9 protein-coding genes and 1 pseudogene are annotated in these 12371 nt (G+C 45.2%); all 10 read right to left on the bottom strand.

The window, feature by feature from the left end; all coding sequences use genetic code 11:
- A pseudogene (locus BBG47_RS29145) lies at nt 1-248 on the bottom strand (IS5/IS1182 family transposase); the annotation flags it as partial.
- 193 nt (nt 249-441) lie between these two features.
- Nucleotides 442-771: a BLB8/JUQZ-1 family protein gene (locus BBG47_RS25560; RefSeq protein ID WP_065294085.1), complete on the bottom strand. Its 330-nt coding sequence runs from the start codon at nt 769-771 to the stop codon at nt 442-444.
- Nucleotides 772-1411: 640 nt separating this feature from the next.
- Nucleotides 1412-2422, bottom strand: a complete 1011-nt coding sequence (gene mglC, locus BBG47_RS25565; RefSeq protein ID WP_065294086.1) for a galactose/methyl galactoside ABC transporter permease MglC — start codon at nt 2420-2422, stop codon at nt 1412-1414.
- 25 nt (nt 2423-2447) lie between these two features.
- Nucleotides 2448-3959, bottom strand: a complete 1512-nt coding sequence (locus tag BBG47_RS25570) for a sugar ABC transporter ATP-binding protein (RefSeq protein WP_065294087.1) — start codon at nt 3957-3959, stop codon at nt 2448-2450.
- 95 nt (nt 3960-4054) lie between these two features.
- Nucleotides 4055-5083, bottom strand: a complete 1029-nt coding sequence (locus BBG47_RS25575; protein ID WP_065294088.1) for a galactose ABC transporter substrate-binding protein — start codon at nt 5081-5083, stop codon at nt 4055-4057.
- 136 nt (nt 5084-5219) lie between these two features.
- A complete protein-coding gene (locus tag BBG47_RS25580; protein ID WP_254659926.1) occupies nt 5220-6191 on the bottom strand; it encodes a substrate-binding domain-containing protein in 972 nt (323 codons plus the stop codon).
- Complete coding sequence (locus BBG47_RS25585) at nt 6188-7930, bottom strand: sensor histidine kinase (protein WP_065294089.1); 1743 nt, start codon at nt 7928-7930, stop codon at nt 6188-6190. Before BBG47_RS25585 ends, BBG47_RS25580 begins: the two co-directional genes overlap by 4 nt.
- A 7-nt stretch (nt 7931-7937) precedes the next feature.
- A complete protein-coding gene (locus tag BBG47_RS25590) occupies nt 7938-9536 on the bottom strand; it encodes a response regulator (RefSeq protein WP_065294090.1) in 1599 nt (532 codons plus the stop codon).
- A 167-nt stretch (nt 9537-9703) separates the two neighbouring features.
- Nucleotides 9704-10210 (bottom strand): DinB family protein, encoded by a 507-nt coding sequence (locus BBG47_RS25595; RefSeq protein ID WP_065294091.1) that lies wholly within the window; start codon nt 10208-10210, stop codon nt 9704-9706.
- A gap of 316 nt (nt 10211-10526) precedes the next feature.
- Entirely contained in the window at nt 10527-11921 is a 1395-nt protein-coding gene (locus tag BBG47_RS25600) for an MATE family efflux transporter (RefSeq protein WP_065294092.1), read from the bottom strand.
- Between the last annotated feature and the right edge of the window lie 450 nt (nt 11922-12371).

The raw sequence follows: 12371 nt of genomic DNA on the forward strand, positions 1-12371 counted from the left end.
CTTGCACTTCTCGACGTCAAAGTAATACACAAGAGAGCGACTATCTCCACTGGTCTTGCTACCTTGAACCGCCTTGCGCTTACTTTGCTCACCGGCCGGACAGACGAAGAAATTGGCGTCCTTGTTATATTCAAATCCTTCCCGACGCTGGCCTCCCTCGTGAACGACGGGGTTTAGCGGTACGACAGGTAATATGTTCTCCTTTTTCATTCTGCCAAATTATCTTTACCGGAATATGCAGTATCTGCCGGGTAGCCTTAGATAAACTCTGCGTTTGCATATGATTTGAATGGACTGGCTAGATAAGATAATAAGGCATTATTTTTAAAATGGGTCATAGAATTGGTGGTTTTCACCTTTCTATGACCCATTTATTAGGGTTACAAGTACGGTTACAGGTTACAGTCCATTCCTTGCTTCAATTAGAGGAGCACCATTTGATTAGTTGCTCGCAGCTATATAATAGCGAGCAATACATTTATCGTTTTTGTCAAAAACTTTTACGTCTGCATTTCCTCGTTCGTGGGCAAGCACATAACGACCATTAACAATTTCAATATTCTCTTTAGAAGCAATCGAGTAGCTTGCGCCTTTCGTAGGTATTAACCATTTTACTCCTACTTCAATAGGTTGCACTGCGCCAGCAGAAGGACATTCTGCTCTCATAGCGCTGATGTTACCTTGACTGCTTACTGATGGAGCAGCCAATGCAGAACTTGCTACCGAAAACAAAAGCACGACACTTAATAAGCCCATCGTTACTTTTTTCATTTTAATAGTCTCCTTTTGTTTGATAGTTGCTCCTCTGCCTTTATTATATGATGCGCTAAAGGAAGGAAATAGTAGACAATGATTACTTTATATAGTGATCTTTTGACTTTAATTTAGATGTCCAAAGAGGAGGCTATGTAATGCTAATCTAATTGAAATTTATTTGTGGTGTGATCTTGATATATCTTGCATATATTAGTGTCTATTGAGCTATATCGACTTATCGAGATATATGTGAATACACCAATATCTATCATAAGAGTAAGAAATAACTACAAATAAAATAAGGCCATCGTTATTGGCGTAACGAAGGTCTCATGAATAGACTGCTGGGGATTTCCCCGCGGTGCTTTGAATAATTATTTAAGCACCCTTCTGATTAACCGCCAACTGAAACAGAAGGAGTAAAAACATTGTGGCTGTCCCAGAAGTCATTTTACGATTTTCAAGCCCCACTAAGAGTTGAATTTCACAAAGGACCTCATCCTCAACTTAGCGGTGGAGTTTGAGGTCCTTTCGTTTATGAATTGGGATGTTCTCATTTCATGCGAACACTTTTGGGACAGCCCCTGCTTTTTACACAAACTGTATTCGTTTTGCAGGGATCTCCGTAAGGAAGGCCTCAACCTAATCAAATCCTTTATTTCTTAGCTGCATATTTCCGCATATCGAAGGCAACAGCTGCTACGATAATCGAGCCTTTAATAATCAACTGCCAATACGGGCTTACACCGATGAAGGTCAGACCGTAGTTAATGACCGTAAAAATAAGTACACCAGTCACTACACCAGGAACCGTTCCGATGCCCCCAGTGGTCGACACGCCACCGACAACGCAGGCGGCAATCGCATCCAATTCGTACATATTTCCGTAGTTATTCGTCGCTCCCCCGGTTCTTGCCGCTTCGAGAACCCCAGCCAGACCATACAGCGCGCCGGCAATAGCATAGATATACACTAGGTTTTTGCCTACATTAATGCCTGATACCCTTGCTGCCTGCTGATTCCCGCCGATCGCATACATGTTTTTGCCTAATCTCGTTTTGTTGAACACAACCCATACGATAAACGCAACTACGATTGCGATCACCACAATAATCGGAATGGATACACCGCCATATCCGATGCTTCCTGTTCCGAAATATTCTTTAAAATCGGGCCGCAAGCCGCCGATCGGCTGCGAATGATTCGGAGCCGTGTCAAAGTATAAGGAGTTGACGCCATACACAGCCACCATCGTACCTAAAGTCGCTATGAATGGAGGCACCTTGAACTTCGCGACGATTATACCGTTAATGAGTCCAAATATTAGGCCTACAACGACTGCTAGTAGAATCGGCACGAATAACGGCAGTTCCTCCAGATCGGGGAAAAACCTGCGCGCATAATCGGTTGTCTGCAGCATGGACGCCGATACGACCGCGGATAAACCCACAATCCTGCCTGCAGACAAATCCGTACCCCCTGTAATGAGAACAAATGCAACTCCCAGGGCGATAATGACCCGTGTAGATGACTGATTCAGGATATCCCGGAGTGGATTTAATCCTATAAATGAAGGATCGTAAATCGCAATTCCAATGATAAGAACAGCCAGAACCATATAGATGACATTTTGGGAAATAAAAGTTTGAATTCGCTTCGCGTTCATCGTAGATCTCACCTTTCTCTGCCGCTTAATGCTGCGCCGCTAGCCGCATAATTTCCTCTTCCGTCGCTTCCTTCCCGTTCAAAATCCCTGTCAACCGCCCTTCGGACATGACCATAATGCGATCTGACATCCCGATGAGCTCCGGCATTTCCGAAGAGATCATAATAATGCTTTTGCCCTGCAAGGCCAGTTCAGCAATGATCGAGTAAATTTCATATTTAGCCCCAACGTCAATGCCGCGGGTAGGCTCATCCAACAGCAATATATCCGGTTCCGTCAGGAGCCAGCGTGCAAACAGCACCTTTTGCTGGTTCCCGCCAGACAGGTTCATGATGAGTTCGCGCGTAGACGGTGTTTTGGTTCTCAATTTCTGAACCATCGCGTCCACTTCCGCCTTTTTCTTTTTCCCGTCTAATAGGAAATAAGGCTTGCGATAGCGCTCCAAATTCGCGATTGCCGCATTCTCATGAACCGATAACACCGGGAAAATGCCTGTCACGCGACGTTCCTCCGTTAACAATGCCATACCATGTTTCTTCGCAATGACGGGAGAATCGATCCGTACCTCCTTGCCTTGAATCGAGATGGTACCCGATTGGATATCCCGAAGTCCGAATAAGGCCTCCATCAATTCGGTGCGCTGTGCGCCTACCAATCCGCCGATCCCAACGATTTCACCACGGTGCAAGTCAAAACTCACATGGTTGAACGATTTGGCTAGAGGGGAGGTCAGTCCTTGAACGCGCATCACGACCTCGCCGGGCACGTTGTTCCGTGGTGGGAATCGGTTCGTCAAATCGCGTCCAACCATTCGAGAAATAATCAGGTCCGTTGTTAATTCGGATGCCGGCCACGTCCCGATTTTTTTCCCATCTCTCATAATGGTCACTTCATCTGATATCTGAAGGATTTCTTCCATTTTGTGCGATATATAAATAATGGCGACGCCATTTTTTTTCAACTCTCGAATGATGCGGAACAGCTGCTCAACCTCGACATCAGTAAGCGATGACGTCGGTTCATCCATCACAATGATACGGGAATGGAAGGATACCGCCTTGGCAATTTCGATGGATTGGATTTTGGAAACCGATAACGCATGAACCATCGTCTCGGGCTGCAACTCGATGTCCAGCTGTTTGAATAAATCACGCGTATCTCGCGCCATTCGCTTATGATCAATAAATCGTAGAGGGCCAATCCCTCTCGTCGGGAATCGTCCCAGCCAAATATTCTCCATCACATTTCGGTAAGGTACAGGGTGAAGCTCCTGATGAATCATCGATATCCCGATATTCAATGCCGTTTTGGAGTTCGGAATCTGCACAGCTTCGCCATTCACCATAATCTCGCCTTCATCAGGGGTATAGATCCCGAAGAGGCATTTCATTAACGTTGATTTGCCCGCTCCATTTTCGCCCATCAGTGCATGTACGGTTCCAGGCCGCACTTGCAGCGTCACTTGATCCAACGCCTTAACTCCCGGAAATTCCTTGGAGATGTTGTTCATTTCGAGCACAAACTCATGCTGTCCCATCCCTTTCGCCCCCTAAGTCTCTTCGTAAAAAGAGGAGGTACGAATAACGAATCATTCTACCTCCCCAATTTGAGCCTATAGTTCAACGGTTCACATTACTTCGCCTCAGCCATATTGTCTTTCGTAATTTTCTTATACGAAATCCAAATATAATGATTATCCGTGATCTCATAACCAACATTATCTTTCGAAGGCTTCTCGCCTTTCGCTAGCACGCTAGCGAGCGTGATCGCAGCTTTTCCTTGGTTCTTCGCATCATTCAGAACGGTTCCAAGCAATGTGCCTTCTTCCAATGCCTGCAGCGCCGGCGCTGTCGCGTCGACACCTACCACAGGAATAAATTTGTTATCCTTGAAATAGCCATTCGCCTTTAATGCTTCAATGGCGCCCAAGGCCATATCGTCATTGTTCGCAAATACGGCTTCAATCTTATCGCCATGTGCAGCCAAGAACGCTGCCATCTTCTCTTGCCCTTTCACGCGATCCCACATCCCGGTATCTTCCTGCAGCTTCTCAACTTTAATCCCCGCGTCTTCGATCGCTTGGATTGAGTACTTCGTACGGAGTTCAGCATCCTGATGACCAGGCTCGCCTTTTAACATAACATATTGCAATACGCCATCCTTGTTCTTATCCGCTCCCGGATTCGCCTTCCAGTAATCCGCAATGAGCTGACCGGACATTGTACCCGATTCCTCTGCCTTCGCTCCGACATAATAAACTTTATCCCATTTCTTCATATCTTCCGGCAGAGGCTCGCGATTCAGGAATACGACCGGAATGTCTTTGGCCATCGCCTTATCGATAATGACACCCGCTGCCGTACGGTCAACAGGGTTAACGACCAAGGCTTTAACCCCTTTCGTGATGAACAAATCCACTTTATCGTTTTGGGTCGGCTGTGAATTCTGACTGTCCACGATATCGGCTTGGGCAATCCCTTTCGCTGAATCCGAAATCGCATTCCGTACGCCTGTCATGAACGTATCGTCGAACTTATAAATCGCAACACCTACTTGGGGTTCACTGCCGCCGTCACCGCCTGAACTTTTCCCGTTTGCGCAGCCGCTAACAACTGTCGCAATTAATGCACTCGCCAGAATCAAAGCTGATACTTTCTTCATTTGATCAAGACCTCCTCAACATCATTCCTGAATACCCTAGAAAAGAATACGCTTTCATTATGATGGATTCTCATGGGATCCGGTATCGAAAATCCTCCTGAGTTCTATCGAAATTCTCATCACCTTGCGCGCTGATTTATTTTACAAACGGAAACAACAGCTTCTGGTTTTCTGGCCACAGCATATTGTCCAGATCAATTAGCTTAACGCCTGTATCTATTCTTTCAGGTACGTTCCGCCCCTCAATAATGTCGACGGCGTACTTCACGGCGAGATATCCGTTATTAAATGGATTCTGCAGAACCAACCCCTGAACAACTCCGTCCTGCAACAACCCCATTGTTTCAGGTGGACTATCGAATGCGATCACCTTCACACTTCCACCATGGCCGGATCGTTGAACCTCACGCCCTACGCCGATTGAGGATTCTGCATTTAGTGCGACAATCCCATCCAGACTCGGATATTGTGCGAGCCATCTGCGTGTGATCTCCTCCGCATTTCGTTGATTGGACTGTGAATATTGAATATCCACTACACGAACATTAGGAAATCTGGCCACATAATCTTGAAACCCTTCTTCCCGTTGATTCGCATTTTTGGCTGCCTCTACAAAGTTCATGACCGCAATTTGACCCGATTCATGAATCAATTCGATCATTCGCTTCGCGGCCAGCTGCCCCGCTTCATAATTGTTCGTACCGACATACGTCTTTACGCGTGCGGATCCAACCTCTGAGTCGATGGATATGATCGGTATGTTTTCATAGGCAATTCGATCAGTCGCTTGTGCTAACCCCATATAATCACTTGCCGCAAGAATGATGGCATCCGGACGATTCTGAATGGATTGATTCACTAATTCAATCTGACCTGGTATATCATCTTCATGATTCGGAGCCAAGAAATGAAGCTTCACATTGAATTCCTTGGCCGCAGCCTCAGCCCCGCTCTTCAGCGTGTTCCAGTAATCGCCCTGATTCATCTTGACGATTAGGTCAATAGTGAGCATATTATCCGACATCATATTGGACTGGATGGAACAGGACGACAGCGAGAAGGAGAGTGATAAAATCACGATTAACAATAGATTCATTCTTCGATTCACGACTCTGCCTCCCTTTCATCCCGGACAATGGGAAGCCAGATTTTGACCGTTGTGCCTTCTTCCAGCTCACTCTCGAACTCCAGTCCGTAGCCTTGTCCGAAGCATAGCTGGATACGATCATGTACATTTTTCACGCCAACGCCTGACCCACTTTCACTTCTTACCTTTTTCGTTAGAAGACTGTTCACGATCTGAGGACTCATGCCTAAGCCGTTATCCATTACTTGCAGCATCAACTTATCTTCTACAATAGCGGCTGTTATGGTGATCACCCCTTCCTCCTGCATCATCTCAATCCCATGCACGATCGCATTTTCGACGATTGGCTGCAAAATAAGCTTTATGGTCATGCAATCCAATGCCTCATCCTGGATATCTATTGCATATTGAAATTTGCGTTTATAACGGATGGTCTGAATGATTAAGTAATGTCTGACATGTTCAATCTCTTCTTGTACGGTGATGATGTTCTTCCCTTTGCTCAAGCTAATCCGAAAAAATCGCGATAATGATGTAATTGCCGTTACCGCCTCCCTTGTCTCTCCCCGTTCCGCAAGCCGGATGACCGAGTTCAAGGTGTTATATAGGAAGTGTGGGTTGATCTGTGCTTGCAGCACATCAAGCTCACTCTTGCGCTTCGCCTCTTGCTCCACAATAATCTGATCCATTAACTGCCGAATTTGCCGAAGCATCATGTTGAACCGGCTGGACAATTGATCCACTTCATAGATGCCCATCGTCGAAATCGGTACTGTAAAGTCTCCTTCCCCCGCACTCTTTACCGATTTCGCTAGATTCTGAATGGGCAGTGAGATTCTCGCAGATACGACGATCGACACGAACAGTACAAACAAAATGACGATGACGAGAAACCACAGTATAAAGGTATTTAGTTCAGACTTGGTTGTTACGATCTCATCTTTGTAGGCGACGCCTACAACTTTCCAGCCGATCGGATTTACCGTTTTGACAGTAATCAACTTGCTCTCGTCATTACTGTTATCTTGGAAGCTTCCATATGCGTAGGTAAGGACGCGTTCTAAGTTCTCATACTTTAACCCTGCATAAATCAGTTGCTGCTGCGGATGGTAGACGATGTTGCCGAACGAATCGATAATGTAGATATAGCCCCTCTTGCCAAAGGATACTTGCTTGCTTAATTCATTGATCGTCTTGAAGTTCATATCGATAACCAGCACACCCTGATCATGCTGGCCTCCCGCTACACGATACCCAGCTTGCTTACTGATGGAGACGGCCCATTTGTAAGTGGTTTTAAATAAATTCTGAATATGAGGTGATGAAAAAGATAAATGATCCGGCCGCGCCATAGCGGCCTCGAACCAGCTTTGCCGCTCTAATTGTGTATTGCTCCGCATGGTCAGTTGAGGGGTGTTAAAGACTAGCTTTCCTTGCTTGGTAAACAAGGCAATCGAAATCAAATCTTCTCTTGTTTTCATAATAGATTTCAGCTGCTCTACTAAAATAGGATTCGTCACGGAAGGACTCTTACGAATCAGGTCCTGAACGACGTCGAAGATACTTGTAATGTTGTTCACATATATCTCCAAATTATAATTGACCTGCTCTACGACCTGCTGAATATTCAAGTCCGCATTTGTCTCCGCCGTACTGGAAAATTTGTTATACAGCATGATGCTGACCATACACACCGCAGCAACGGTTATGAAAATAAACGTTTTTGCGATAATAAACTGAATGCTCCTGACGTTGATCATGCCACCTTCACCCTCGATCCCGATTGCGGTATTCCTTGGGCGACAATCCGTAGCGCTTGCGGAAGCTGAAGCTGAAATAATTCGGATCCGCATACCCAACCCTCTCACCGATCTCGAACGCTTTGAGATCTGTTGACCGCAGCAGTTCCTTCGCCGCTTCCATTCTTAGCTCTAGTAGATAGCTCACGAAGGTGGTTTTGGCTTCCTTCTTAAAAATATGGCTGAAGTAGCCTGTGCTGATGTGCAAATGCCTGCACACCGTATGAATCGAAATATCCAGATCCGCATAATGAAGCTTCATATACGCTTTTGCGTCATCCACCAGCCTCTTGTAGCCAGTCTGCCGCTCGACGGCGATGCAATTCATAATTTTCATACATTGATGAAGCATCCAATTCTTTGCCTCTGACGCATTATTGCAATGATAGATTTCCATCAATGGATGTACGGCACCCCCGAGGAACTGCTCGTAGTTGACGTCCATATCTTTCGCCACTTTCATCATGGCTGTCCAAATTTCGATCCAATAGATTTGAAAATCTTGCAGCGAAACCGTGCTGGATTCCACGACATCAAAAAACTCGCCCATCATCACTTGCGCTTCTTCTATCGTCCCTACCTTCATACAACGGATTAAGGCCTGCTCCTTCATGTCGTCGAATACAAGCGGATTCACCCGCTTCGCCTCTACATCTTCAATCCAGATGACGCGATGATTTCCGTGAATCAATCGATAATGAAGCGCTTGTACCGCTTCCTGATAAGAAGATACCAACTCGGACAAATCGTTCACGACAGTCCCCACGCCAATCGTTACCGTTATTTTGAGAAATCGATGGACACTCTGAAGAATCTCTTCTAGTATCCCGATCGTCTCCTGACTATTTCCAACTCCCTCTCGGCTTGCGCTCATCGTTAACACAATGACATGATCATGGTGAATAAATACTCGTCCCGGCATATGCTTCAGCACGAGCTCCTCGGCAATATTGCATACGGCAAATTGCAATAAATAGCGGTTCTTCTCTTCCTTGCTATGATCCATTTGAATCGCAGAGACCAAATAAGCAGAACCCGATAAATCTATCTCATAGCGCTCGCATTTCTCTTGAATGTCTTCCAAAGAGCACTTGCCTGTAAGGAGAGAAGATAGAAATACATGCTGCAATACTGGTAAGCTCTTTCGATAATGATCCTGTAGCGTTAGTAAATTGTTCTTCTCCGCAACCTCCTGATCCATCTGCTGCTTGACCTTCACCAGTGCGGCTTGCAATTCCGCAGCGGAAAATGGCTTGAGCACGTATTCGTCTATCTGGAGCTTGATCGCCTTCTGCGCATATTCAAATTCATCGTAGCCCGTTAATATCATTATTTTCATCGAAGGATCATGACTACGAATCCACTCCGCGAGCTGCAATCCATTCATGAAAGGCATATGAATATCGGTCACCACAATATCCGGTTGCAATCTTTCTATGTATTCCATTGCCTCTTGACCATTCTCAGCCGTCTCCACGACTGTAAACCCTAATAACTCCCAATCAATTTCATGCAGCACACCTTCTCGTACATCTTCTTCATCATCAACGAGTATTAATTTGTACATGGACATCCCCCTTTTATGAGAAAAGTTAAAAAAGCCGGCAATCGAATGCAAGCGGAACTTTGCTTTCAATTACCGGCTGTTGCTCATATGAAATTATTATTCGCTAGTGAATTGACTTCACCTGTATATTTCGGAATTAAATGACCGCATCTTTCGCATGCCAGTCTTTATCTAACCCCATTTATAATGTCTTGAATTTGTTGAATGTGCCTTTCTTCATGTACGTACGTCGATTTCACCCAATCAATCAATAACATCTCTTTAAAGGCAGGGTGAACAAAATGTCTTCTACTCAGTATCGTCGGATCCTCTAAGGCGTTTAGCATCTCAATAAATTGTTGTCTAGAATTGTTTAGCTTTGCAATGATGTCTTCATATTCGTAATGTTCATCCGTTGGCTTTACAATGTCCGGGGCCGCTAGCTTTATTTTTCTGTCCAGTAAAGAATCGATTGATTTGTGTTCTACGGATGATTCTTCTGTATTCTGTAACCCCCTCTTAATGGCTACGACATATATTTCTTCTACCTTGGCAAGGTGCTGACATATCTGACCAATACTCCAACTATCTTCGTCTTTCCGTTCATTTAATTGGTCTTCAGTTAATCCTTTCAGAATTCCGAGCAGTTTGTCTCTTGTTTCCTTTACGTTTTGCTTGATTTCTTGCAATTCCATAGAAACCTCCCTTTCATTAATTGTTGTGATGAAACGGTAAGAACATTACGAAGTGGTTGTCAGGTGGGTGTAAAATTGCACAATAGATGGAGCTGCACAATGCGGATAAACGAAACTGCTGATGTATGACTGGGCTGGTACTATCATATGTAAATATATTTCATTTAGAATATTCCACAAAATGCCACCCTGTTCCTGCTTCTCCAGGAGCTATCCAGTGAACGAGAGCAATAAAAAAAGACAGCGTGACTCCTCTTTAACTAGGATTTCGCTGTCTTTTCTCTTTGTTTAAGAGCCGTAATGGCTCATGAAACTATCAAATCAACTTCCGGCTGTACCACTTCTCCCCGCGGAAGCGCCAGAGGAAGACGGAGCCGCGGATCCCCCACTCTATGACCATTGCGATCCATACCCCCATGATACCAAGGCCAAGCGGTATCCCGAGTACATAGCCCAGAATGACACGGAACAACCACATCGTGAGCATAGCAGTAATCGAAGTAAAGTTGGAATCACCCGCTGCACGAAGAGCCGATGGCATAATAAAGCTGATCGACCATAAGAATGGCTGGGTAATCGCAATCAGCACCGTAAGTTTAAAGATCTCCGGAATGATCTCTGCCGGAGGAGAGAACAATCTCACGATCCAAGGGAATAAAGGCATGAGAATCACTGCCGCAATAACGAATATGATGGAGGACAGCCACAGGAACGACTTGATAAACTTCCTCGCGTCCTCAATGTTGCGTCGTCCGATGCATTGTCCTACAACCGTGACGATCGCGATGCTCAAGGCATTCGCTCCGATCTGGAACACAAGCGATATGGAGCCGCTTATGGCATTGACCGTGATCGCAAGCGTACCGAGCTGAACGATAAACGTCTGCGTAAGCAGCTTCCCGCCGTTAAAGAACATCTGCTCCGCTGCAAAAGGAACGCCGATAATCATAATTTTTTTCAAAATCGAAAAATCCAACTTCAATGCATTCTGAATTCGGAACTGCAGCGTCTGATTGATCTTCAACAAATAAATTAACGATATCACCATTCCCAGCACACGAGCCGTAAGCATGGAAATGATCAATCCGACTACGCCCATATCGAGTACCGTTATGAACAATATATTCAAAAACAGGTAGGTCAAGTTCATAATGAACGATAGACCCAAGCAGGCCTTCGTCTCTGCCACGCCGCGCAACGCCCCCGTCACAGCTTGAAAAATCGCAATGAACGGGTACGTGAGGCAGCTCCCGATCAAAAAGATCCTTGCGTTATCCAGCACATCCGCTTCCGCACGACCGAACAATAAGTCTAGTGTGGGGTTATGAAAAATAATAACGACCGCGCTGATCAAGATCGACAGCAGCGCAACTGCTGATATGGCTTGAGCAGCCGACTTCGAAACCATATCTGCATTGCCCCTGCCTTTATACTGTGCGACGATGACGGTTCCCCCCGTCGCTACAGCCACAAACACGTTGACCAAGAAGATGTTCAACGAATCCACCATGCTGACCGCACTAACCGCCGCTACTCCCGAGGAGCTGATCATGGCCGTATTCAGCAGGCTCATCAAAATAATAAAAGCTTGATCCACAAATATCGGAATAATAATCGCGATAATTTGCTTATAATCAAGCGTTTCTCCTGTGAAATATTTATTCAACAGGAAGGTCGTTCTTCTCTTTATACTGGGAACAATTGTACTCACCGTATCATCTCTTCTTCATGTATTGTGCCAAGGATCCCCTTGACCTCACATAGTGACGCACTATTATACCACTCTTTAGAGGAGATGAAAGTGAGGTGTGTGTCCTTATTCACGCATATTTCGTGATTTCCGAGCACCGCACTCGCTTTTGCAGTCTTTTTATATACATATGGCAGAGATACGGCTTCTTACTCGCCTTCACATCATGTCCAATCATAATGAAACATACTTTACGGTTGAGTTCGATATCACTCCTACAGAAAGTTCCTTTTTATACTCTCCCAGAGAGTTCTAATCGCGTCATTGCATCGCATGATATTTCCAAGGGGATATTCCGAAAGCACATCAGACCTTTGATACATCTTTTCGATTATTGTACTATATATGTAATAAAGACCAAGTGCTGTGAACACTTGGTCAATACAATTGGCTTGGATGGGTAATCCCTTC

This window comes from Paenibacillus sp. KS1 (genome assembly GCF_001680695.1).
In the GTDB taxonomy this organism is placed as follows: domain Bacteria; phylum Bacillota; class Bacilli; order Paenibacillales; family Paenibacillaceae; genus Paenibacillus_B; species Paenibacillus_B suaedae.

What these genes read in the sequence shown, in the direction of transcription:
- BBG47_RS25585 (WP_065294089.1), bottom strand. Translation starts at nt 7,930, where the DNA reads ATGATCAACGTCAGGAGCATTCAGTTTATTATCGCAAAAACGTTTATT.
- BBG47_RS25595 (WP_065294091.1), bottom strand. Translation starts at nt 10,210, where the DNA reads ATGGAATTGCAAGAAATCAAGCAAAACGTAAAGGAAACAAGAGACAAA.
- BBG47_RS25590 (WP_065294090.1), bottom strand. Translation starts at nt 9,536, where the DNA reads ATGTACAAATTAATACTCGTTGATGATGAAGAAGATGTACGAGAAGGT.
- BBG47_RS25570 (WP_065294087.1), bottom strand. Translation starts at nt 3,959, where the DNA reads ATGGGACAGCATGAGTTTGTGCTCGAAATGAACAACATCTCCAAGGAA.
- BBG47_RS25560 (WP_065294085.1), bottom strand. Translation starts at nt 771, where the DNA reads ATGAAAAAAGTAACGATGGGCTTATTAAGTGTCGTGCTTTTGTTTTCG.
- mglC (WP_065294086.1), bottom strand. Translation starts at nt 2,422, where the DNA reads ATGAACGCGAAGCGAATTCAAACTTTTATTTCCCAAAATGTCATCTAT.
- BBG47_RS25575 (WP_065294088.1), bottom strand. Translation starts at nt 5,083, where the DNA reads ATGAAGAAAGTATCAGCTTTGATTCTGGCGAGTGCATTAATTGCGACA.